22 protein-coding genes and 1 tRNA gene are annotated in these 21,723 nt (G+C 64.4%); 5 read left to right on the top strand and 18 right to left on the bottom strand.

From position 1 onward, the window contains the following. Positions 1-212: 212 nt before the first annotated feature. Together ACNJX8_RS21470 and ACNJX8_RS21465 are read left to right on the top strand one after the other, a co-directional pair. Entirely contained in the window at positions 213-419 is a 207-nt protein-coding gene (locus ACNJX8_RS21470) for a hypothetical protein (RefSeq protein WP_091895531.1), read from the top strand. A gap of 706 nt (positions 420-1,125) precedes the next feature. Continuing rightward, positions 1,126-1,344, top strand: coding sequence for a DUF6894 family protein (locus ACNJX8_RS21465; protein WP_091894579.1), 219 nt, complete (start codon positions 1,126-1,128; stop codon positions 1,342-1,344). A gap of 866 nt (positions 1,345-2,210) precedes the next feature. Here the strand turns inward: ACNJX8_RS21465 and ACNJX8_RS21460 are convergent. The 16 genes from ACNJX8_RS21460 to pncA form a co-directional block, all read right to left on the bottom strand. Next, on the bottom strand, positions 2,211-2,417 hold the full coding sequence (locus tag ACNJX8_RS21460) for a hypothetical protein (protein ID WP_439356672.1): 207 nt from the start codon (positions 2,415-2,417) through the stop codon (positions 2,211-2,213). A 312-nt stretch (positions 2,418-2,729) separates the two neighbouring features. Next, positions 2,730-2,819: transfer RNA gene (locus tag ACNJX8_RS21455), tRNA-Ser, on the bottom strand. Between the two features lie 315 nt (positions 2,820-3,134). Beyond that, entirely contained in the window at positions 3,135-3,458 is a 324-nt protein-coding gene (locus ACNJX8_RS21450) for a hypothetical protein (RefSeq protein WP_439361951.1), read from the bottom strand. A gap of 338 nt (positions 3,459-3,796) precedes the next feature. Further along, entirely contained in the window at positions 3,797-4,114 is a 318-nt protein-coding gene (locus tag ACNJX8_RS21445; protein WP_091895569.1) for a hypothetical protein, read from the bottom strand. Positions 4,115-4,511: 397 nt separating this feature from the next. Then, positions 4,512-6,362: a dihydroxy-acid dehydratase gene (gene ilvD, locus ACNJX8_RS21440; RefSeq protein ID WP_128941702.1), complete on the bottom strand. Its 1,851-nt coding sequence runs from the start codon at positions 6,360-6,362 to the stop codon at positions 4,512-4,514. Between the two features lie 351 nt (positions 6,363-6,713). Continuing rightward, entirely contained in the window at positions 6,714-7,676 is a 963-nt protein-coding gene (locus ACNJX8_RS21435) for an ABC transporter permease (protein WP_439356671.1), read from the bottom strand. Further along, positions 7,673-8,602: an ABC transporter permease gene (locus ACNJX8_RS21430; RefSeq protein ID WP_439356670.1), complete on the bottom strand. Its 930-nt coding sequence runs from the start codon at positions 8,600-8,602 to the stop codon at positions 7,673-7,675. Before ACNJX8_RS21430 ends, ACNJX8_RS21435 begins: the two co-directional genes overlap by 4 nt. After that, entirely contained in the window at positions 8,602-9,588 is a 987-nt protein-coding gene (locus ACNJX8_RS21425; protein ID WP_439356669.1) for an ABC transporter ATP-binding protein, read from the bottom strand. The genes ACNJX8_RS21430 and ACNJX8_RS21425 overlap by 1 nt, the downstream gene beginning before the upstream one ends. Beyond that, positions 9,585-10,568 carry an ABC transporter ATP-binding protein gene (locus ACNJX8_RS21420; RefSeq protein ID WP_439356668.1) on the bottom strand — a complete coding sequence of 328 codons (984 nt, stop codon included), beginning with the start codon at positions 10,566-10,568 and terminating at the stop codon, positions 9,585-9,587. The genes ACNJX8_RS21425 and ACNJX8_RS21420 overlap by 4 nt, the downstream gene beginning before the upstream one ends. 1 nt (position 10,569) lies before the next feature. Further along, complete coding sequence (locus ACNJX8_RS21415; protein ID WP_439356667.1) at positions 10,570-12,207, bottom strand: ABC transporter substrate-binding protein; 1,638 nt, start codon at positions 12,205-12,207, stop codon at positions 10,570-10,572. A 30-nt stretch (positions 12,208-12,237) separates the two neighbouring features. Next, complete coding sequence (locus ACNJX8_RS21410) at positions 12,238-13,053, bottom strand: sugar phosphate isomerase/epimerase family protein (RefSeq protein ID WP_439356666.1); 816 nt, start codon at positions 13,051-13,053, stop codon at positions 12,238-12,240. Positions 13,054-13,091: 38 nt separating this feature from the next. Beyond that, positions 13,092-13,232, bottom strand: coding sequence for a hypothetical protein (locus ACNJX8_RS21405; protein WP_164935027.1), 141 nt, complete (start codon positions 13,230-13,232; stop codon positions 13,092-13,094). Positions 13,233-13,643: 411 nt separating this feature from the next. Next, a complete protein-coding gene (locus ACNJX8_RS21400; protein WP_439356665.1) occupies positions 13,644-14,027 on the bottom strand; it encodes a GrlR family regulatory protein in 384 nt (127 codons plus the stop codon). 35 nt (positions 14,028-14,062) lie between these two features. Further along, positions 14,063-16,096, bottom strand: a complete 2,034-nt coding sequence (locus ACNJX8_RS21395) for an NAD(+) synthase (RefSeq protein ID WP_439361950.1) — start codon at positions 16,094-16,096, stop codon at positions 14,063-14,065. A 153-nt stretch (positions 16,097-16,249) separates the two neighbouring features. Continuing rightward, positions 16,250-17,365 (bottom strand): alpha/beta fold hydrolase, encoded by a 1,116-nt coding sequence (locus ACNJX8_RS21390; RefSeq protein ID WP_128933869.1) that lies wholly within the window; start codon positions 17,363-17,365, stop codon positions 16,250-16,252. Between the two features lie 16 nt (positions 17,366-17,381). Further along, positions 17,382-18,020, bottom strand: coding sequence for a bifunctional nicotinamidase/pyrazinamidase (gene pncA / locus ACNJX8_RS21385; RefSeq protein WP_439356664.1), 639 nt, complete (start codon positions 18,018-18,020; stop codon positions 17,382-17,384). Between the two features lie 261 nt (positions 18,021-18,281). Between pncA and glk the strand changes: the two genes are divergently transcribed. From glk to ACNJX8_RS21370, 3 genes are all read left to right on the top strand, one after another. After that, positions 18,282-19,268 (top strand): glucokinase, encoded by a 987-nt coding sequence (gene glk / locus ACNJX8_RS21380; RefSeq protein ID WP_439361949.1) that lies wholly within the window; start codon positions 18,282-18,284, stop codon positions 19,266-19,268. A gap of 142 nt (positions 19,269-19,410) precedes the next feature. Further along, positions 19,411-19,614, top strand: coding sequence for a hypothetical protein (locus tag ACNJX8_RS21375; protein WP_091894535.1), 204 nt, complete (start codon positions 19,411-19,413; stop codon positions 19,612-19,614). A gap of 144 nt (positions 19,615-19,758) precedes the next feature. Then, the gene (locus tag ACNJX8_RS21370) at positions 19,759-19,914 is read left to right on the top strand and encodes a hypothetical protein (protein WP_249761480.1); all 156 of its coding nucleotides are present in this window, start codon (positions 19,759-19,761) and stop codon (positions 19,912-19,914) included. A 107-nt stretch (positions 19,915-20,021) separates the two neighbouring features. On the opposite strand, the gene ACNJX8_RS21365 is transcribed toward ACNJX8_RS21370, so the two are convergent. Then, complete coding sequence (locus tag ACNJX8_RS21365; protein ID WP_128933867.1) at positions 20,022-20,399, bottom strand: response regulator; 378 nt, start codon at positions 20,397-20,399, stop codon at positions 20,022-20,024. Positions 20,400-20,511: 112 nt separating this feature from the next. Beyond that, complete coding sequence (locus ACNJX8_RS21360; protein ID WP_128933866.1) at positions 20,512-21,309, bottom strand: Spy/CpxP family protein refolding chaperone; 798 nt, start codon at positions 21,307-21,309, stop codon at positions 20,512-20,514. Between the last annotated feature and the right edge of the window lie 414 nt (positions 21,310-21,723).

The following is a 21,723-nucleotide window of genomic DNA, read 5'->3' as shown; positions in this document are numbered from 1 at the left end:
CGAGACACCCCACCCGGTTCGAGAAAAAGAAGAACATGCGTGCTCGCCGTGAAGCTTCCTGCCGGGCTAATTTTTCAAATTCGATAGCGTTCCGGATGCGCTCTCGTTTGTCCTGACCGTCGAGCGGTCTGACTCTACAGACAGCTTGGTTGACTGGTGTTCCTGGAAACGAGGGGTAAGAACCAATCTCTGGACGAGACGTTGAATCTCCGATGTCCGACGCTTTTGACTATTTCCGAGCGCACGCGGTCCGAGCCCTTTGCAAGGCCCGGGCGATGCCCCGCGGACGAATGAAGCATCTCCAATTGGTGGCGGCCCGGATCTACCATCTGCTCACCAAGGAGGCCGCGTACGGCCCGAACCTGCAGCATCTGGATGACTTCCGGGCAGCTCAGAAGCTGGAGCGGTCGATTGATTGATGCGGATCAAGCAGCCCGGTCGACCGCGACGTTGGTGCAACGCTCGCTGGGCTTTCGCGTCTTCTGAAAGAAGAGACGTGCCTATGCTTCCAGCCACGCCCCCGAGCCCCACCCTATTCCGCTGCCCCAAATGCGGCGAACCACTCAGTCTGGCGGAAAAGCTATGGGACATGAAGACAGCCCGCTTCATCCGGGTGTACAAATGCCGGTGCGGTGAACTGCTCTGGGATGATCAATCGTCCGCGGAACGCAGCTAAGGCACACCAAGCCGCCTCGATTGGAATTGCCACCGATCTCGAGCGTCGCGGCGCCCTCGACGGGTCAACAGTCACTTCAGCCGGTCGGCGATTGTGCCCTCAATATCGAGCTCAGCTGACCACGGCAACGAAGCCGCATTGTGGCTGAATTGGGCGCATACCACATCCGAAATCGGGCCGGACTGGATTCGTGAGGTGAAACACGACGCTACCGGATGCTGGTCATCCGGGAGGACAAGAGTGTGCGCCTGCTCTCGCGCAACGGCCTCTTATTTGCGCGACCTGCCCAACATTTGCGCGGTACACGAGGCGTCATGATGGCGTTCTGATAACTGCGGGTCCTTGGTGCGACACCTAGGTTTTCCCTAGCCTCGAACCATCCATCCGCGAGTCCCCGCCTTCCTAACGCTGGCGGGGGCTTCGCTTGGCACGAACCCAGGCAATATTCGATGCCTCTCTTTTCCTTCAAGCTCATCGATTCCCAGTTGGTCTCGGATTTCGGCGTGCATGACCTGCCGGGCGAGGCGGAGGCGCGGACAGAAGCTATCAAGCTCGCTCGATCGCTGCGCGAAACGAGACCGCAACTGATCGGCAAAAAGTATGCAATCTTCGTTATCGACGAGGATGGTGCCGCCGTTTGCAGCGTCCCGCTGGATGTCGTGTCGTGACCGGAATCCTGACTGAAACGGCCACCCCGCATCGCGATCGGCCGTACCGAGGCGGTCGGCAGAAGCACTGGATCAAGGTGAAGAACCGGAGCCATCCCGCGATGGCACGCGAGCTCTGACGAAAAATGGCCCCGGCCATGGGGTGGGCGTGGGAGGCCGGGGCCGTTGGGGTGCTTGGACCTTGGGGAAGTTCAAGCGACTGCGAGCTTACTCACAGCTCGGAGCTTCGTTCTGTTCGTTTCCGAACATTGTCAGTACTCTTCCGGACAGCGCCGGTTTCGCGCGTGCGGCCCGCCAGCGTGAACCGGCGGGCTCTCGGTCCTCACTTCTTCAGGCACAGACCGATCGTCGGCGAGGCCCCGCACTTCATACCGTCCGCTGCCCCTCCGCTCGGGCAGAACACGGACACGAGCGTTTCGCTGGTGTCGCAATTGACGGCGCCATCCGCTTGTACCGCGCGGATATTTACGGACGCCGGATCTCCCTTGTCTCCCTTGTCGCCTTTTTGCCCTTGCGGCCCCTGAGGCCCTTGTGCGCCGGCTGGCCCCTGAGGACCGGGGACGCCCTGAATACCTTGGGCACCCTGGGGACCGGCCGGCCCTTGAGGGCCGGGATCGCCCTTTGGCCCGGGCTCTCTTCCGCAGCCCGCTAGCGCGAGTGCGGCGGTTAATGCAGCAGCGGCAATCAATTTTTGCATTGCGACTTCTCCCTATGACCGCGCCATTAAAATGATCGCGGGAAGCTGCCGCAATAGTGAGAAGGCCGCCGAAAGGAGATCCGGCGGCCTCGTATTCATCGCTTCAACCGGCGGGCGTGGGCAGCCAGACGCTGCCGTTCGCGCTTTTTGTGGGCTCGGCGCCGCCGGTTCATGCCAAGCCGCTCTGCTGTAGGCGGTCCCGGAGCGCGTGCGCATGATCCGAGATGATCTGCGTGACGCGGTGCATCCCATCGATGGCCGTCTCCGCATCGGGCTGAGCCAACAACACGACGAGCATATCAATCAGCAGAACGATGTTTTGGATGTCCTCGTTCTCGAAGCGATCGGACAGCTGTAGCTCAACGACTTTGCTCATTGCTGCGGCCTCCCGCTGTGCTGCACGGCAAGCTCGAACAACTCCGCAAGGAGGAGGCGTGCGGCCGCTACGCCTTTCCAGAGTATGGCGCCCTCGTCGAGCAAGGCATCGACCCGGAGCGGTTCGCCCTTCTGGAGTTTCCCCGCGACTGTCACCGGCCGAGCGAAACCGTCCTCCGAACCACGGGCAAAATCTACGGTTCTTGCTCGAATTACCGAGAACACTTGCGAACAAGCGTGTACAGCTTTTCGAAGCAATCCTTTGATTTTACTGTGAATTCCGAACGTTCGCGAACAGTGGCGAACAATATACTGGCGGAAGGGGTGGGATTCGAACCCACGGTACCCTTGCGGGCACGCCGGTTTTCAAGACCGGTGCCTTAAACCACTCGGCCACCCTTCCAAGCGTTGGAATGGGTGTCGCTTAACGCAGTCGACCGCGCAAGGCAACGCGAAGTTGGTGGCGTGCCCCACACTCTTCTGCTGTCCCGATCTGTCAGGCGAGCGTCAGCCTGTTCCTCTAGCTTGACCAATACGCTCGGCAGCCCACCGCCGCCGCACCGTCAGCAATCCCGGATACTGGCGACATCTCCCAGGGCGTCGCTGGTTGCGAGGCCCGGTTGGATTCGTCTCCATGTCCGGGCCTCGTTTGCTGGTGCGGAAAAGAAAGCGGCGCCCCGTAAGGCGCCGCGCCAGATCTTCGTAACTGCGTCGGACGTCAATACCCGCAGGAGGCGCAGCCCATCTGCACCGGGGCGTAATAGGAATAGCTCGGCGAGACCATCTCGACACGCTGGCGTGTGGCGTATTGCGGGGGGATGCGCTCGTACTGGACACTGGGCGGGGCCACCATCACGGTCTGCGGCACCATCACGGTGCGGTACTGCGCCGGCGTGCGATGCGCGACCACGGAGCCGGGAGACACCATCACGGTCTCGTCGACGGTGCGGTATTGCGGCGCGACGTATTGCTGCTGATAGCAGGTCGTGCACGGCGGCGGCGCGTAGCAATTGTAGCAGCCGGCGGAGGCTGCGTCCGTCATGGCAATCGCGGCGACGGCGGTGGAGAAAACGACGGCGAGAGTACGAGACATTGCGGTGGTTGCCCAGTTGCCAGAAATAGATTTTGCAAAGGTCGAACGCAGTATATGCAGCAAAATCCTGGGGTGCCGAACTTCGTCGGGGCATCCTTAATGCGAACGGCTGATCACCGCCGAGCGGTAAGAACTCATTGACCACGCGCGTTAACGCGCGATGCGCACTGGCCCCGGAGTCCGCATGACATGCGAGAGCGTGATTGCTGCGCCGATGGGACACCGCCGCGGGTGCTCCGTTCGAGCGCTGTTCCGAAAGCGTTCATCCGCCTCCGACGGGTCGAGCCTTAGCGCCTCACTGCTCTTTCCAAAAACTCCAGCAGGGAGGGATCGGTCTCCTCGAATTCGACGAAGCGGCGGCGCAGCTCGTCGGCGATTTCCGCGGTGGCATCCCGCGACCATCCCTCCGCGGTATTGAAGGCCACGATGCGTGCGGGATGGAGATATTGCCCTTCGACGAGATGTCTGAGCAGGGTCGCGCGATTGGCGTCCTCCTCGGCCGTCTCACACCAGGCGCGGCCCAGTCGCCGGCCGAAGTCATCGAGCACGAGATAAACGTCCCGGTCTGTCGTAATGTGCGGCACGAGCGATGGAGAAGGACTCATGGCTTACTCCGCTACTGGCAATCCGAACAGTTGCGGACAGATCGGGATAAGGCGATTTGCCCCTGACCGGATTCGGAAAAATGGATTCCAGGTATTTTTCCTAGGATCACCTCCCGATTAAATCACAAAAAAACAGAAATAAATAAAATTAAATAGCAAAGCGCGGTGAAATCCACTAAGTTGATTGCGCCTGGCGGGCAAGCCCGCACGTCGGGCAACCACCTCGCAAACGGCTCCCGCGTCCACCCCCAATAGCCCACACCCCAGGACGCGGGGGCCGTTTCTTTACGGACCTCGGCCCGGGCTCCACGGTTCTGTCATGCAACGGCGCGCTCGCGCGGAGACCGCGAGTCGTCCCGGAGGGATCGATTTAGCCAGCGGCGCGCCGATCAGGCGCCTATCTCGGGCGACGCTTCACCTCGCGCACCGCGCCGCGCGCCGCGCTGGTGGTGAGCGCGGCGTAAGCCTGCAGCGCGGTCGAGACGTTGCGCTTGCGGTTCTGCGGCTGCCAGGCGGCATCGCCCTTCGCCTCCTCCGCGGCGCGGCGCTTGGCCAGCTCCTCGTCGGAGACCTCGAGGCTGATGCTGCGGTTCGGGATATCGATGGCGATGCGGTCGCCGGTGCGCACCAGACCGATGTTGCCGCCTTCGGCCGCTTCCGGCGACAGATGGCCGATCGACAGGCCGGACGAGCCGCCAGAGAAACGGCCGTCGGTGACGAGCGCGCAGGCTTTGCCGAGGCCCATCGATTTCAGGTAGCTGGTCGGATACAGCATCTCCTGCATGCCGGGGCCGCCGCGCGGACCTTCGTAGATGATGACCACGATCTCGCCGGCAACGACCTTGCCGCCCAGAATGCCCTCGACCGCAGCGTCCTGGCTTTCGAACACGTGCGCGGGGCCGGAGAATTTCAGGATCGAAGCATCGACGCCCGCGGTCTTCACGATGCAGCCGTCCTGCGCGAGGTTGCCGTAGAGCACGGCGAGACCGCCGTCCTTGCTGAAGGCATGTTCGAGATCACGCACGACGCCCTTCTCGCGATCGGCATCGAGCTCGTCATAGCGGCGCTCCTGGCTGAAGGCGACCTGGGTCGGGATGCCGCCGGGCGAGGCGCGATAGAAGGTGCGCACTGTCTCGCTCTTGGAGCGCTTGATGTCCCAGCGCTCCAGCGCATCGCCCATGGTCGGCGCATGCACGGTCGAGACCGAGGTGTCGATCAGGCCGGCGCGGTCGAGCTCGCCCAAAATGCCCATGATGCCGCCGGCGCGGTGCACGTCCTCGACATGCACGTCGGCGACGGATGGTGCGACCTTGCAGAGCACGGGCACACGGCGCGAGAGCCGGTCGATGTCGCGCATGGTGAACTCCACCTGCCCTTCATGGGCGGCGGCGAGCAGATGCAGCACCGTATTGGTCGAGCCGCCCATGGCGATGTCGAGCGTCATGGCGTTCTCGAACGCCTTGAAGTTCGCGATATTGCGCGGCAGCACGCTGGCGTCGTCCTGCTCGTAGTAGCGGCGAACGAGATCGACGATGGTGTGGCCGGACTCGACGAACAGGCGCTTGCGGTCGGCATGGGTCGCCACCACCGAGCCGTTGCCGGGCAGCGCCAGGCCAAGCGCCTCGGTGAGGCAGTTCATGGAGTTGGCGGTGAACATGCCCGAGCAGGAGCCGCAGGTCGGGCACGCCGAGCGCTCGATCACCTTGACGTCGTCGTCGCTGACCTTGGAGTCGGCCGCCGCCACCATGGCGTCGATGAGGTCGACGGCCTTGGTCTTGCCCTCGAGCTTGACCTTGCCGGCCTCCATCGGTCCGCCCGAGACGAACACGGCGGGGATGTTGAGCCGCAATGCCGCCATCAGCATGCCGGGCGTGATCTTGTCGCAGTTGGAGATGCAGACGAGGCCGTCGGCGCAGTGCGCGTTGGCCATGTACTCGACGCTGTCGGCGATCAATTCGCGCGACGGCAGGCTGTAGAGCATACCGTCATGCCCCATGGCGATGCCGTCATCGACCGCGATGGTGTTGAACTCCTTGGCGACGCCGCCGGCCTGCTCGATCTCGCGGGCCACGAGCTGGCCGAGATCCTTGAGGTGGACGTGGCCGGGCACGAACTGGGTGAAGGAGTTGACGACCGCGATGATCGGCTTGCCGAAATCGGCGTCCTTCATGCCGGTCGCGCGCCAGAGGCCGCGGGCACCCGCCATGTTGCGGCCGTGGGTGGTGGTGCGGGAGCGATAGGCTGGCATGGCGGTTTCCGTCCTCGGGTTGGCTTGGGCCGGGCGGAAAAATGGAAGCCGCCTCAGGCCTTTCCGGCCGGATAGCGCACGGGCTGGCGAGGTGCAACGGGAACTTGGTCCGGACAGGCCTCCCCTGCTCCCGGCGCGGGCTACTGCCGCGCCCCCAACCGTCGTCCCGGACAAGCGCGCCTTAAAGCGCGCGCCGATCCGGGACCCATGGATGGTTGTGGCGCGAAGCTGACAACTCCGAGTCTCCGTAATCACGTCCGCCGGTGGTTATGGGTCCCGGATCTGCGCTTGCGCTTGTCCGGGACGACGCCGGAGGACGTCGCACGGGCCTGTAACCGCCGGGCCCGTTGCCTATTGCAGCGTCGGATCAAGCCGGTCGCGCAGCCAGTCGCCGATCATGGAGACCGCCAGCGTCGTGACCACGATCGTGGTGGCCGGCGCCAGCATGATCCAGGGCGCCCGGGTCAGGTACTCCCGGCCATAGCCGACCATGTTGCCGAGGCTGGTCATCGGCGGCTGCACGCCGAGTCCAAGGAAGGACAGGCCGGATTCCATCAGGATCACCTCGGGAAAGACCAGCGTGGTCGAGACGATCAGGGTCGAGGCGATGTTGGGCAGGATGTGCCGGAGATAGATCCGCGACGACGTCGCACCCAACTGGCGGACCGCGGCGGCGTAGCCCTGTGCATTGGCCGAGATGGCCAATCCCCGCGCGATGCGGGCGTAGCGCTCCCAGCCGAACAGGCCCATCAGGCCGATCAAGAGCGGCAGCGAGTTGCCGAAGAAGGCGAGCACTGCGAGCGCCATGATCAGGAAGGGCATGCTGGCCTGGAAGTCGGTCAGCATCAGCACGAGCTGTTCGACGGCCCCGCGGAAATGCGCGGCCAGGAAGCCGAGCGTGGTGCCGACCACGGCCGAGATCGCGGTGGCGCCGAACGCGATCAGCAGCGAAATGCGGATCGAGACGAGGAGCCGCGATAGCACGTCGCGGCCGAGCTCGTCGGTGCCGAGCCAATGCGCGGCATTGCCGGGCGCGGCCAGGCGATTGCGCAGATCAAGCTGGGTGAAGCCGTAGGGTGCGATCTTCTCGGCGAAGGCGGCGATCACCAGCATGGCGATGATCCAGATGATCGCGAGCGCGACCGAGACCGGGATCGCCGGCAGGCCGATGCGGCGGCGGACCCTAGAGCCCTTTCCGTTCCGATGAAATCGGAACGGGGCTCTAGATTCTGGTTTTGACGCGTTTTCTTCACGCGAACCGGTATCCACTTCGCTTGAAAACGCTTCAGTATCCTTCAGCGTCGCGTCGGTCATGCGTGCGCCCCTTTGGCGCGCAGGCGCGGGTCGAGGAAGCCGTAGAGGAAATCGACGATCAGGTTGGACGTGACCATCGTCATCGCCACCAGCAGCAGGATGCATTGCACGACGGCGAGGTCGCGGTTGGCGACGGCGACGACGAGCAGGCGCCCTACTCCCGGCCAGGCAAACACACTCTCCACCACGACTGCGCCGGCGATCAGCGTGCCCACCATGAAGCCCAGAATGGTCACGGTGGGGATAGCCGCGTTCGGCAGCGCATGCGACGTCACCACCTTGCGCCATGGCACGCCCTTGGCCGAGGCGGTGCGGATATAGGGCTGGCCCAGCACCTCCAGCATTGCGCTGCGGGTGAAGCGCGCGAGCACCGCGGCGCCGCCGAGGCCGAGCGTCGCAATGGGCAGGACCGCGTGCCGCCAGCTCTCCTGCCCGCCCGAGGGCAGCCAACCGAGCTGTACGGCGAAGACCAGAACCAGCACCAGCGCAAGCACGAAACTCGGGACGGTGAAGCCCGCGACCGCCGTCATCATCACGGCGCGGTCGATTCCCGAGCCCCGATGCAGCGCGCCGTAGATGCCGGCGGGAATGCCGAGCGCCACCTTGAAGGCAAAGGCCGGCAGCGTCAGCGCCAGCGTCGCCGGAATCCGCTCCAGCACGAGCTCGATTGCGGGCCTTCCGTCGCGCATGGAGCGGCCGAGCTCGCCCTTGGCGATGGCGCCGAAATAATCGAGATACTGAAACCAAATGGGATCATCGAGGCCCCAGGCCTTGCGGAACGCCGCGAGCACCTCAGGTGGCGCCTCCGGTCCCAAGATCATCAGCGCGGGATCGCCCGATAGCCGCAGCACGACGAAGGCGAAGGTGACGACGAGCACAATGGTGAGCGCCGCGCGTCCGATGCGAATGGCGAAATAGCGGCCCATCACGCCGCGTCCCGCGTTTCGGCGCCCGTGACCAGATGACAGGCGACCTGCCTGTTGCTGCCCACAGCCGAGAGCACCGGCACCTCGCTCGCACAGCGCCCGATCGCGCGCGGGCAGCGCGGGTGGAAGGCGCAGCCTTGCGGACGCGCGGCAGGGTTCGGCGGATCGCCCGCCAGCACGATGCGGCCGGCGCTGCGGCGGCCGGGCGCCGGCGAAGCCGAGACCAGGGCCTGCGTATACGGATGCTCGGGCCGCGCAAACAGATCATCGGCGCTGCCGATCTCGACGATGCGGCCGAGATACATCACGGCGACGATCGTGCTGATCTGCCTGACGACACGCAGATCGTGGCTGATGAACAGCAACGTCAGCGACAGCTGCGCCTGGAGATCGGCGAGCAGGTTCACCACCTGCGCCTGGATCGAGACGTCGAGCGCGCTGACCGGCTCGTCGCAGACCAGGAAATCAGGTTTCGTCGCCAGCGCCCGCGCCAGCACGATCCGCTGGCGCTGTCCGCCCGAGAGCGCGCCGGGATAGCGCGCACCATGCGCCGGCGTCAGCTCGACCGCGCGCAGCAGTTCGCGGACGCGATCTTCGCGCTCGGCAGGCGTGCCGAGATCGTGGATGTCCAGGGGCTCGCGGATCTGCGCAGCGACCGGCAGCCGCCGGTCCAACGCGCCCAGCGGATCCTGGAAGATCATCTGCATGCGTGCCCGCTGCGCGCGCCATGCGGCCGTTGCCGGCGCGGCCATCGGCTTGCCGTCGAACCGCACCTCGCCGCTGTCGGGCGGCTCCAGCCCGAGCACGATGCGGCCTGTTGTCGATTTTCCCGAGCCGGACTCGCCGACGAGGCCCAACGTCTCGCCCTTGGCAATCGTCAGCGACATGCCATCGACCGCATGCACGGCCGTAGCTCGGCCGAACATCCCGGAGCGCATCGCGTAGCTGCGCGCGATCGCGGACACCTCGACGAGCGGCGCGCTCATTCGGCCGCGATCCCGAGCAACGCGCGGCGCGAAGCCTCGGCGCGGATGCAGGCGACAGCGCGATCATCCGCGATCGGCGCCAAGCTCGGCGAAGCACGCCCGCACGGCTCGGCCGCCAGCGTGCAGCGTGGCGCGAAGGCGCAACCGTCAGGCATCCGCGCGGGATCGGGCACGGTGCCGGGAATGGCCGTCAGACGCCGCCGCGGCCCGTCGAGCGGCGGCAGCGCGCCAATCAGGCCCTGCGCGTAAGGATGCACGGGATCGGCGAAGAGCTGATTGCTGGGTGCCTCCTCGACGATGCGGCCGGCATACATCACCGCGACGCGGTCGCAGTTCTCGGCGACGACGCCGAGATCGTGACTGATCAGGACCATCGCCATGCCGATCTCGCGGCGGACCGTGGAGAGCAGCTCCAGAATCTGGGCTTGAATGGTGGCATCGAGCGCGGTCGTCGGCTCGTCCGCGATCAGCAGGTCGGGATTTCCGGCGAGCGCCATCGCGATCATGATGCGCTGGACCTGGCCGCCGGAGAATTCGTGCGGATAGGCCGACAGCCGCCGCGCCGCATCGGGAATGCCGACAAGATCGAGCAGCCGCCGGGCCTCCGCTTTCACCGCCTCGCCCGAGAGGTCGCGATGCAGCGCCAGCGCTTCGCAGAGCTGCCTGCGGATGGTCAGCACCGGATTGAGCGCGCTCGCAGGATCCTGGAAGATCATGGCGACCCGCCCGCCTCTGACATGGTCGAACTCGGCGGCGGGCGCGCCAAGGATCTCACGGCCGTCGAGCAGCACCGAGCCCGAAATCCGCGCGTGACGCGGCAGCAGGCCCAAGGCGGCGAGCCAAGTCACCGACTTGCCCGATCCGGACTCGCCGACGAGGCCGAGCGCCTCGCCCTTCTGCAAGCTGACGTCGACGCCACGCAGGACCGGCACGCCGTTGAAGGCGACCCGCAGGTCCCGGATGCTGACCAGCGGCGCCACCTCAAGCCTCGAAATTGCCGGCGCGGAAATCCATCGCGAAGGCGGGCGCTGCCTTCCACTTGATCGATTTCGGCTTGGCCGTGAACGTCGCGTTCTGGTGCAGCACCGTGTAGGCAGGGTCCTCGCGCTCGGCGATCTCCAGCATGCGGCGGAACGCCTTCTTGCGGGCCGCGCGATCGGTCGAGGTCTCCAGGAACTCCGAGAGCTTGTTCAGCTCGGTGTTGGTCCATTCGCCGATCTGCTGCTGCTGGCCGTTCGGCCCGTGCTGGGCGACCAGCGACGACACTGGATCGTTGAAGGCGGCCGAGTTCGACCAGTCGCGCACGGCGCGGGTCGGCGCGCGCTCCATGATCTGCGACCAGTTCTCCTTGGTCTCGATCTGCACGTTGAGGCCGACCGACTTCCACATCTCGACCAGCACCTGCGCGGTCGCGACCTGGTTGGTGTAGTAATTGTTGAGCAGGCGGTAGGGGATCGGATCGCCCTTGTAATTGGCCTGCTTCAACAGATCCTGCGCGAGCTTGGGATCATAGGCCGGCACGCTCCAGTCGGCGTTGAACATGTCGCCGTAGAATTCCCATTGCAGGCCTTTCGGCACGCGGGTGCGGCCGGCCCACAGGCTGTCGACGATCGCCTGGCGGTCGATCGCATGGGTGAAGGCGCGCCTGACAAGCGGATTGGCGAGCTGGGCGTGGTTCTTATCGAACACGGTGAGGCGGTGGTTGAGGATGGTGCCGCCCTGCACTTCGAACGCCGAATTCTTCTCGATGCCGGCGATCTGGTCCGGCGGGATGTCGCAGGCGAACTGATATTCGCCCGAGAGCAGCCCGTTGATGCGGCTCGCGACTTCAGGCACTTCTAGGAAGCGGATGCGCTTGAGCGGCGGACGGCCGCCCCAATATTCGTCATGGGCTTCGAGCGTCAGCGAGACGTCGGGCTTGAGCTCGACGACCTTGTAGGGACCGGTCGTGACGGGTTTGCGCGCCCAGTCGAGATAGCTCGCGGATTCTTCCCAGGCCCGACGGTTCATGATGTCGGAGCCGTAACGCGACAGCCGGCCTTCGATCGTGACGTCGGGTGTCGCGTTGTAGAAGCGCACCGTATATTTGTCCACGGCATCGACGCGCACGAGGTCCGGCCAGATGCGGCGGGCAACGGCGGGCACATCAGGCGGCAGTTCTTTTCCCGGACGCGGCGTCGGGATCTTCTCGAAGGCCTGGATGGTGGTGCGGCTCTTGGCCTCGGTCTCGCCGAACATGCGCTCGCGGCTGAAGGAGAAGAGGACGTCTTCGGCAGTGAGCTCGTCGCCATTGTGGAACTTGACGCCCTGGCGCAGCTTCACCTCGACGGTCTGGTCGTCGATGCGGCGCCATTCGGTGGCAAGTCCCGGCACGGCCTCGAGATTGCCGCGCCAGTTCTTGGAGATCAGACCTTCCCAGATCGAGGAGAAGAACACGCGCTCGCCGACATTGGACTGCTCGCGCAGCACGTCGAGCACGTTCGCATTCGTGACCTTCTGCACGGCGATCGTCACCGACGGACGGTTGTCGCCTTGCGCGATCGCAAACCGCGGCAAAAGGAGTGCGCTTACGGCAGCGCCGCCGGATTTCAGGATGGTGCGACGGCTGAGCTTGCTCATGATGGTGACCCCTGCCCTTTGTGATGTCGGTTATTCGGCAAGCCCGAGCGCGGCGAGATGGGCTGCGCCAGCGCGGACGTCGTCGTGGTTGCGGAGTTCGAGGATCAGGCGCGGGTTGGACGTCAGCCGTCCCAGTGCGCGGAACACGGCGACCCACGGGATGTTGCCTTCGCCCGGCGCCCAGTGCCGGTCGGCAAAGCCGTCGGTGTCCTGGAGATGCACATGCGTCAGCATGTCGCCGGCGGTCTCGATGTAGTAATCGACCGGCGGCGCGCCGGTGGAGATGTGGGCATAATTGGCGTGTCCGGTATCGAGCGAGACGCGGACCTTGCTGCTTTCGAGCGCCTTGGCGAGACGGACGCGGTCGCGTGGATCCTTGTCCTCGATGTTCTCGATCACGATCTCGCAGCCGATGGTCTCGGCACGCGCGATCACTTCGGCCAGCGTCGCCTTGACGCGCTCGATCAGATTGCCGCGATTGTCCGGATAGAGATCGAGATTGTTGTGGTCCCAGGTCGTGAACGGCGAATGGATCACCATCTGCGTCGCGCCGAGAAACTCGGCGGCATCGAGACCCTGAAGCAGGCGCTTGGTCACGGCCTGACGGATCATGGGATCGTGGCTGTCGATCTTGAAGCCCCAGAACGGGCCGTGAATGCCAAGCCGCCCGGTGTGGCCCGCAAGCATCTGCTTGATCTCGCCGGCGGTCGTGCGCCAGTCACTATCGAGCAGATCGGCGCGGAAAAAATCCTGGACCTCGAGATCGCGCTGCCGTTCCAGAAGCCAGTCGCGATGCGCAGGGATCGATTTGATGGACAATGCGGCGCCCAGCACCGGCTTCGACATGGCTTGCTCCTTGGCCGTCAGCGATGACGGGAGCAGCGCTAGACCAGTTCAATGACAGGCCGGTGAAACGCAGGTTCTTCAACGTAAGGAGATGTGGACATCCTGCCGCCGCCCGCTGCGGATTCAGGAAACAAGATCGCAGCACCGATGCCGAACGAACACACGGCAAGCGTATTCATGTCCGTAGTGATCCGGAATGGAGTCCCAACCATAGTTCGCGTACATCGCCGGACATCGATCGGCGGCCACTCGGGCATCACCTCTGATCGCGCAACATGGGGTTGGGGAACCACATGGGGCGGGAGATTGAAGGCTGGGGCAAGGTGACGAGGTCCGGACTCCTAGGCACTCCGGACCTCGAAACTTTTCAGATTGAACACGATTTCGCGCCGTCCGGCTGTTCAGCCGGGCGGCGCGTTGTCGTTTCAGCGTCGTCTTCCGGTCTGGCACCTAAAGGATATTGTTTGAAACCGCTGCACACTTTTCCGGATCATGCTCTAGCGCGTCTGCGGCTCGATCGTCAGCGAACATTCTGTTCATGCTCCTGAGTGGGAAAGAGGAGCAAGCCCATGGGGCAGATCATGCCGGGCTCACATCACCTCCTTGAGCGTGAGGCGGGCCGTGAATGTCACGGTGGTCTTCCCAACCAGCGCCATGCCTTCGACCTCGGCGCCGCCGGCCGAGTAACCGCCCGAGAAACCGCAAGTGACCTCCCTGCCGCCGAACGCGAGCGTCTTGCCAACGGCTTCGGTATGCTGATTGACGATCATGTCGCCCCGCCACTTGCCGTTCCGGTACGTGTAGCTGCCGGTGTAATAGAAATAGCTGTCGCCGCCCATGATGCGTCCGTCGCATAGCACGACCACGCCCCTGGCCTGGCCGCGCTTGCCGTCGCGCATCTCGATGTCGAAAATGTAGAGGCCGTTGACGACCCTGGCCTCCTCGCCCGCCTCTGTCCCATCTCCGGCCGACATCCAGTCGTCTCCCCTATGTCGATCCGCCACACCGATCAGTTCGGCACGTTCCTTTCGAGATCCTCGAGCCATGCCGCCGCGCTCGCGTCCGACGGCGCGCGCCAGTCGCCGCGCGGTGACAGTGAGCCGCCGGCCGAGACCTTCGGTCCGTTCGGCATGGCCGAGCGCTTGAACTGGCTGAAAGCGAAGAAGCGGCGCAGGAACACCTCGAGCCAGCGCCGGATCTCAGGAAGATCGTAGGCCTTGCGCCGATCGCTTGGGAATGCCGGCGGCCACTCGCCCTTGGCGACATCCTTCCAGGCGTGCTGCGCCAGGAAGGCGATCTTGGAGGGACGCATGCCGAAGCGCAGCGTGTAGAACAGGTTGAAATCCTGCAGCTCGTAGGGGCCGACGGACGCTTCCGTGCTCTGCGGCTTCTCGCCGGGCTGTACCGGCACGAGCTCCGGGGAGATTTCGGCAGCCAGGATCGCGCCTAGCGTCCGGTTGACGTTGTCGCTGAACTGCTTCGAGGAGATCACCCAGCGGATCAGGTGCTGGATCAGCGTCTTCGGCACGCCGGCATTGACGTTGTAATGCGCCATCTGGTCGCCGACGCCATAGGTGCACCAGCCGAGCGCGAGCTCGGAGAGATCGCCGGTGCCGATGACGATGCCCCCGTGATGGTTGGCGAGCCGGAACAGATAGTCCGTGCGCAGGCCAGCCTGAACGTTCTCGAAGGTGACGTCGTAAACCTTCTCGCCCTTGCCAAAGGGATGGCCGATATCCTTCAGCATCTGTGTTGCCGTGGTGCGGATGTCGAGCTCCTGCCAAGTCGTCTGCAGCGCCTGCATCAACGCCAGCGCGTTGGTCTTGCTCTCGCTGCCGGTGGCAAAGCCCGGCATGGTGAAGGCGAGGATGTTTTGGCGCGGCAGGCCGAGCAGATCGACCGCCTTGGCGGCGACGATCAATGCATGGGTGGAATCGAGCCCGCCCGAGACGCCGATCACGACACGCTTGGTGCCGGTGGCGCGCATGCGCTGCACGAGACCGGCGACCTGGATGTTGTAGGCCTCATAGCAATCCTGCTCGAGCAGGCTCTCGTCGCTCGGCACGAAGGGAAAGCGCTCGACCTTGCGCAGGAAGCCGATGTCGGCGGCCGGCGGCTTCAGCGCGAATGTCACCTTGCGGAAAAACGCCTCGCGCTGGCGACGGTTGTCGTCGAACGTGCCCATCAGCGCGCGTTCCTGCCTGAGCAGGTCGAGATCGACGTCGGCATACGTGATCTGGCCGCCCTGGCGGAACCGCTCGCCCTCGGCCAGCAGCACGCCGTTCTCGTAGATCGAGGTCTGGCCATCCCAGGCGAGATCGGTGGTCGATTCTCCTGCTCCGGCGGCGGAATAGACGTAGGCTGCGAGGCAGCGCGCCGATGTCGATTGGCACAGCAGCGCGCGCGAGCGCGCCCGGCCGATCGTGATCGGGCTGCCCGAGAGATTGATCAGCACGCTGGCGCCCGCGAGCGCGAGCTCGGAAGCCGGCGTCACCGGGATCCACATGTCCTCGCAGATCTCAACGCCGATGGTCAGGCCCGGGACGTCCTCGGCCGAGAACAGAAGGTCGACACCGAACGGCGCATGCAGCCCGCCAAAGGAGATCGTCTCGCCGGCGATGCCGGCGCCGGAGGCGAAATGCCGTCCCTCGTAGAATTCGCGATAGGTCGGCAGGTAGCTTTTGGGCACGACGCCGAGGATGTTGCCGCGATGAATGACGACGGCGCAATTGTAGATGCGATTGCCAAAGCGCAGCGGCGCGCCGACGATCAGGACGGTCATCAGCGTTGAGGAGGCCTTGACGATCGTCACAAGCCCGCGCTCGACCGCATCGAGCAGCGGGTCCTGCTTGACCAAATCCTCGATCGCATAGCCGGACAGGCACAGCTCGGGAAACACGGCAGCCGCCACCGACTGTTCGTGGCAGGCATTGGCCGCGGCCAGAATGGCCTTCGCATTGGCCGAGGGATCGGCCACGTGGGAGGTGGTGACGCAGGCCGCCACGCGCGCAAATCCGTGGGCGTAGATCGAGTGGAACGTCATCGAGCGCTGTACCTTCAATCCCTTGCAATCTCTTGCGCCGCCGGCCGCAGCCGTCAGCTCCACATCATATGTAGCCCATCGACCGGGGCCGGTGCAGGCCATCCGCCGTCATGCATAACGGATTTGCATATCGGCCGGTCGGCGCCCGCGACGTCAGGCGCTGCGGGCCAAGACGCCGGACAGATCGTTGCGCAGCCACTCGGCGATCCGGGGCCAGGCATGGACGTGGGTCCGCGCCCCCATGAACAGGCCGAGATGATTGCTCGGCTCGGAGGCTGCCGCAATGAACGCCGGCGGCGTGCCGACGAGACCCGCGGTGGCGAGCGCCTGCACAGCCGGAACGACATCGTCGTCCAGCCCGGCCAGCAGGAAAACCGGCGCCTTGACGTCCTTCAGGTCAACCGGGCGGCCGAGCGCAACGAATTGGCCGCCGGCAATCCGGTTCTCCCGGAAAATCCAGTTGACGATCTGAAGGTAGTAGGTGCCCGGCAAATCGAGCGTCTCGGTGTTCCAGCGATCGAAGCGCGCGAGCAGGCTCGCGCCTTCCTCGTCCGAAAGCCTCCTCTGCAACGCCACTTCGATACCGTCGCTGTCAGGTGATTTGGACCAGAAGCGCAGCATCTCCTCGCCGCTGACATTGCCGCCGCCGCGTGCGACGAGCTGGTCGTAAACCAGCTCGGGCGCGTTGCGGGCGAGCCGCGACAGCGCCGAGTCGATGGACAGATCGACGGGAGCGCCGACCAGGACCAGCCGACGCACCTTGGCCGGAAAGCGTGCCGCATAGAGCAGCGACAGCCAGCCGCCCTGGCACAGCCCGACGAGATCGACCGGCGCGCCGATCTCGTCAATGGCGACGTTGAGATCGGTAAGATAGCTGTCGATCGAGAGATAGCGCATCTCCGGCGTGGCTGACTGCCAGTCGGTGAGGTAGACGCGGTCGATGCCGCCGTTTTGCAGCGACTGCACCACGCTGTGGCCGGGCGCAAAGTCGGCGATCAGGGCCCGATGCAGCGCATAGGGCGCGCAGACCAGCGCCGGCTGGCCGGACCGCGTCTGCGTGAAATCGCGCAGGCGCATCGTCACAAGCTCCAGCGCAACCGTGCTGGGCGTCGTCCAGGGCAGGCTGCTTTCGCCCTGCTCCGCAGCTCCGCGCTCCAGCCACCAGAAGCAGGCGTCCATGGCGAGCTGCGCCGCCGCAAACGGCCACAGCAAGGGATCATCCGGCGCATGCCCTGGTCCGCGTGGCTGTTTGCCGGTCTTCTCCACCATGGCTATCTCAATATCCTCACAGGAACGCCTCGAGGCTCACGACCGAGATGCCGCGATCCCTAAAACTCCGATGGGTCGCGGCCACGGAGCCGTCGAGATCGATGCCGCGACAGGCATCCTCGACGACGGCGACCTCGAAACCTGCCTGGCGGGCATCCTCAGCCGAGAAGCGAACACAGAAATCCAGCGCGAGACCAGCGACGAAGACGGTCTTCAGCTTGCGCTCGCGCAAATAACCGAGCAGTCCGGTCGGCGTCTTATGGTCGTTCTCGAACAGCGCCGAATAGGAATCGATGCCGCCGCGAAAGCCCTTGCGCACCACCAGGCTCGCCCTGACAACGTCGAGCTCGCGGTGGAATTCAGCCCCCGCCGTCCCCTGCACGCAATGAGAGGGCCAAAGCACCTGGGTGCCGTAGTCGAGCTCGATGGTCTCAAACGGCTGCTTGCCGGCATGGTTCGTCGCGAATGACACGTGATCACGCGGATGCCAGTCCTGGGTCAGCACCACATTGGCGAATTTTTGGGCAACTCGGTTGATGGCGGGGACGACCTTTTCACCGCCGGGAACGGCGAGCGCTCCGCCGGTGCAGAAGTCGTTCTGCACGTCAATCGCCAGCAGCACGTCACGGTCGGAGATCTTCATGCAAGGCCTCATTCCAGCCGTCCGGGGACTGTAGGCACCGAGACGCTCGTCTCCAATGTCGATCTTCCCGCGCGGCTTCGCAACCATCGTGCGCGGGGGTGCGGCTTGTAAGAATGGACCGATCGTTCCTGAAATGAAACGGTTTGGGCTGGTCCGTGTTGACTAGCGGCACCCAAGGGCGGATTCTCGGGCATCCGCACCCATGTGGACTGCGTCGACAGCGTGGAGGAGAAGGGTTCCCGTGGCCTGCACGGCCGCGGCAGCCATATGGTCATGACGATCGGCAAGACAGGACAGATTCTTCTCGCCGATATCGGCGGCACCAACGCGCGCTTCGCGCTGAGCCAGGCCGAATCCAGCGACGGCGATCCGGCCGGACCGATCGACTATGTGAAGGTCGCCGACTTCCCAACCGTCCGGGAGGCCATCGTCGATGTTCTCGGACGCCAGTCCAGCGGCGAGCAGCCCCGAAGAGCCGTGCTGGCGGTGGCGGGCCCCGTGACCAACAATCGCTGCGTCATGACCAACAGTCCCTGGGTCATCGATGGCAACGAGCTGCAACCCGCGCTCGGCTTTGACAGCGTCCACGTGCTTAACGACTTCGAAGTGATGGCCTGGTCCCTTCCCGCCTTGCAGCCTGCCGACCTGATCCCGCTTGGCGGACAGGATGGCCTGCCCGGAGAGCCGTTGCTGGTGATCGGGCCCGGAACCGGTTTTGGCGTCTCCTGTCTGGTCGAGCGCCATGGCGCACGGCTGGCGGTCGTGACCGAGGCCGGTCACGCCACCCTGCCGGCCGAGAACGAGCGCGAGGAACGCGTGATCGCCTGTCTGCGCAAGCGCCTTGGCCATGTCTCCATCGAGCGCGGCGCGCTCTCGGGTTCCGGCCTGCAAAGCCTCTATGAGGCCCTGGCGGAGGTCGACGGCGCCCAAGTGCCGCATCGCGATCCTGCCGCCATCACCAAAGCCGCGCTGGAGGGCCATTGTCCCGTCAGCCGCGCGACGCTCGACATGTTTTGCGCCATCCTCGGCTCGGTCGCGGGCAATCTCGCGGTGACGTTCGGCGCCCGCGGCGGCGTCTATATCGCCGGCGGAATCGTGCCGCGTTTTCCGGAATTCCTCGCGGCGTCCGCATTCCGGGCACGCTTCGAGGCCAAGGGACGCTTCCAGGATTACTTGCGCAACATCCCGACCAGGCTGGTGATCAAGCCTGATGCGAGCTTCGTCGGCCTCAAAATGTTCGCCGAGCACAATCCAAATTGAGGGACGGAGCGTCCTTCTCGCGGGTTCCAGTAATTCACAGCTGATTGCAGCGGACAGGCGATTCTACGCAGGATCGTGCTTGCCTGCGCGTCTCCGATACGAAACAATCCTACCGTGTGTGGCGTAGTTGCGGGGGCGTGGCATGCGTAAACAGGATTTGGGTTTCGACTATCACCGCTACCACCGCCTGCTGCGCGAGGCGGATAACGAAGACAAGCGGCTGGCCTTGATCGAGCTCTTGATCGAGGAAAAGGCAAGAGACCGGCTGGCTGCCCAGCGCGCCTCGGATCGCGCGGCCATGACGGCCCGCACCATTGCCACGGTGCTGAGGAACGGCCGCAACTGAGACGCGCGATCTCGCTCATGCGCGGGAGTGCGAGAGTCGATTGCGACTTCGTTAACGATGCCTCGCAATCTGACGTCAAACTTTTTGCTCTAAGAGTTCCCTCACCTGAGGCAAATCAGGGTCAACAAAAGGGGGGAAGTGAACATGAGCATGATTTCGCTCGCCGTGATGCCGGCCGCCGTCGAAACGCGGTTCGCCGATTCTTCGTTCAAGACCATCTGGCTGTTCTGCTGCACGGGCCTGGCCGTCTCGTTCGGCCTGATCGCGCGTGGCGTCGATCTCAGCGCCGGTCTGATCTGACAGCGCACGGAACTCTTCGGCAAATGGCCGCCCCGACGGGCGGCCATTTTCGTTGGCGATCTCAGTGCGGCATCTTCGCCGTTACCGAGTGCGCATCTTCGCCGTCACTAGTGCGGCGTCTTCTTTGTGGCTTCCGGAAACATCGAATCGATCATCGCCTTGAGCTGATCCATTGCGATCGGCTTGCGCAGGATCGGCCTGCGCCGGAGCAAGGACGGCAGCAGCTCCGGCCCGTAGCCCGTCGCGAACAGGAACGGTTTTCCACGGCGCTCGATCAGGTCGGCGACGGGATCGACGTAAACGCCCATGAGATTGATGTCGAGGATGGCCAGATCGTATTGCGCGGTCATGGCAAAGGCGCTGGCGTCGCGGACATTGTCCGCTTCCGCGACGACGTGGTGGCCGAGTTCCTCCACCATGTCCGCGATCATCATCCGGATCAACGCCTCGTCTTCGACCAGGAAAACGGAGAGTCCGTCCGCCATATCAACCCCGCAGTCAGCCTTACGAAGCTAACCATAACCGAATTGCGGAGAGGATTCACGAATTCGTGGCAGGCGCCGTTAATTCAGGCGCGCCTGATCCGATTCAACTTGATCAATCCAGTCCCCGCTCGTGGCTCAGGCGCACCATCTCCTGAATGAAGACCTGCTTCTGCTTGTCATCGAGGCTCGAATAGAGCGGCTCGGCGGCGTCGGCGACATTGCGCTGGTCGGCGGCCCGGTCGATCAGGAACTGCGCCTCGTTGCGCATCTGCTCGATGATGTCGTCTGGCGGATCGCGCTTGGCGCGGGCAACCCGAAGGTTGAGCCGCTCTGCACCATTATGCCCGAGGTAGTGCATGGCGCTTGAGAAACCGTACCAATGCTTCTCCTGATCAGGCGTAAGGTTCAGTTCGGTCTTGATCCGCTCGATGTAGGAATCGCTGTTGGCGACGATCTGCTCCGCGGTTTGCTGCGGTGCGCCGCTCTGGGTCAGAACCGTAACATCCTTATTGTCCTTGTTGTCCGTGCCATTCGGCGCGGCGTTCTTCGCCTCCTTGCTCGCTTTGGCGCCCTTGCCCGCCTTGGCGGTCTTGGCATCCTTGTCCTTGCCCGGCTGCTTGGAATCCTTGCTCGCGTCCTTGCTGGCGTCCTTGGGCGGCGGCGCCTGATTGCCATTGTTGCCGACGCCGAGCACGCCGGTGAAGACGCCCACCACGCCGCCGATGGCGCCGCCGAGCACGCCGCCGACCGGACCTGCCGCCTTGTTTCCGGCCGCGGCTCCCTCCTGAACGCCTTTGACCAGACCTTGAGCATTCGCCACCGCGGCTGCGCCGAGCAGCAGCGCGAGCACGGACCCCAGCGCAAACCATCGTCGCAGGTGAAGCCGCGCTGGCAGCGCCGGTTTGATCATTCTCGTCTCCATCGTCGATCTGCTGGCCTGTCGGGCGAGAGCCACCCGCCAATTGCAACTCTATCGTTTCCGCCGCGCCGAGGTCCAGACGCGGACATTTGCTGTCCACGTCCGAAAAGTCTTTCGCGCGAAGCGGTTATGCAGGCTTATTCGAAACTGCGGCGTAATTGCGCACGGATCATTCGAGCTCGATCGCTCAAAGTGTGCGTCGCAAAATGAACGCCCGCGGTTCGCCTGTAACCCATGGTCGTGAATGCGATCGAGGTGCCGGGCACACCCTTAGTTCTATACTAGAAGCCGTTCGGCTTTCTCGACAGACGCGATCAATCATGATCTGATCGCGCTACCAATTTGCTGCGACCTGCGTAAATTGCCGACGCGGGCCGGCGGACCAGGACGGCACTAATAACTAAT

The sequence above is a fragment of the Bradyrhizobium sp. SPXBL-04 genome (assembly GCF_051853035.1).
GTDB lineage: Bacteria > Pseudomonadota > Alphaproteobacteria > Rhizobiales > Xanthobacteraceae > Bradyrhizobium > Bradyrhizobium zhanjiangense.
The sequence above is the reverse complement of the archived record's forward strand: the minus strand, read 5'-3'. Positions and strand labels throughout refer to the sequence as shown.

Excerpts from the sequence above, each read along its gene's own strand:
- glk (WP_439361949.1), top strand. The coding sequence starts at position 18,282 with ATGACGATCGGCAAGACAGGACAGATTCTTCTCGCCGATATCGGCGGC.
- ACNJX8_RS21465 (WP_091894579.1), top strand. The coding sequence starts at position 1,126 with ATGCCTCTCTTTTCCTTCAAGCTCATCGATTCCCAGTTGGTCTCGGAT.
- ACNJX8_RS21375 (WP_091894535.1), top strand. The coding sequence starts at position 19,411 with ATGCGTAAACAGGATTTGGGTTTCGACTATCACCGCTACCACCGCCTG.
- ACNJX8_RS21405 (WP_164935027.1), bottom strand. The coding sequence starts at position 13,232 with ATGAATACGCTTGCCGTGTGTTCGTTCGGCATCGGTGCTGCGATCTTG.
- ACNJX8_RS21410 (WP_439356666.1), bottom strand. The coding sequence starts at position 13,053 with ATGTCGAAGCCGGTGCTGGGCGCCGCATTGTCCATCAAATCGATCCCT.
- ACNJX8_RS21460 (WP_439356672.1), bottom strand. The coding sequence starts at position 2,417 with ATGAGCAAAGTCGTTGAGCTACAGCTGTCCGATCGCTTCGAGAACGAG.
- ACNJX8_RS21400 (WP_439356665.1), bottom strand. The coding sequence starts at position 14,027 with ATGTCGGCCGGAGATGGGACAGAGGCGGGCGAGGAGGCCAGGGTCGTC.
- ACNJX8_RS21450 (WP_439361951.1), bottom strand. The coding sequence starts at position 3,458 with ATGACGGACGCAGCCTCCGCCGGCTGCTACAATTGCTACGCGCCGCCG.
- ACNJX8_RS21435 (WP_439356671.1), bottom strand. The coding sequence starts at position 7,676 with ATGACCGACGCGACGCTGAAGGATACTGAAGCGTTTTCAAGCGAAGTG.
- ACNJX8_RS21445 (WP_091895569.1), bottom strand. The coding sequence starts at position 4,114 with ATGAGTCCTTCTCCATCGCTCGTGCCGCACATTACGACAGACCGGGAC.
- ACNJX8_RS21430 (WP_439356670.1), bottom strand. The coding sequence starts at position 8,602 with ATGGGCCGCTATTTCGCCATTCGCATCGGACGCGCGGCGCTCACCATT.
- ACNJX8_RS21470 (WP_091895531.1), top strand. The coding sequence starts at position 213 with ATGTCCGACGCTTTTGACTATTTCCGAGCGCACGCGGTCCGAGCCCTT.
- ACNJX8_RS21425 (WP_439356669.1), bottom strand. The coding sequence starts at position 9,588 with ATGAGCGCGCCGCTCGTCGAGGTGTCCGCGATCGCGCGCAGCTACGCG.
- ilvD (WP_128941702.1), bottom strand. The coding sequence starts at position 6,362 with ATGCCAGCCTATCGCTCCCGCACCACCACCCACGGCCGCAACATGGCG.
- ACNJX8_RS21370 (WP_249761480.1), top strand. The coding sequence starts at position 19,759 with ATGAGCATGATTTCGCTCGCCGTGATGCCGGCCGCCGTCGAAACGCGG.
- ACNJX8_RS21365 (WP_128933867.1), bottom strand. The coding sequence starts at position 20,399 with ATGGCGGACGGACTCTCCGTTTTCCTGGTCGAAGACGAGGCGTTGATC.
- ACNJX8_RS21415 (WP_439356667.1), bottom strand. The coding sequence starts at position 12,207 with ATGAGCAAGCTCAGCCGTCGCACCATCCTGAAATCCGGCGGCGCTGCC.
- ACNJX8_RS21360 (WP_128933866.1), bottom strand. The coding sequence starts at position 21,309 with ATGATCAAACCGGCGCTGCCAGCGCGGCTTCACCTGCGACGATGGTTT.
- ACNJX8_RS21390 (WP_128933869.1), bottom strand. The coding sequence starts at position 17,365 with ATGGTGGAGAAGACCGGCAAACAGCCACGCGGACCAGGGCATGCGCCG.
- ACNJX8_RS21395 (WP_439361950.1), bottom strand. The coding sequence starts at position 16,096 with ATGACGTTCCACTCGATCTACGCCCACGGATTTGCGCGCGTGGCGGCC.
- pncA (WP_439356664.1), bottom strand. The coding sequence starts at position 18,020 with ATGAGGCCTTGCATGAAGATCTCCGACCGTGACGTGCTGCTGGCGATT.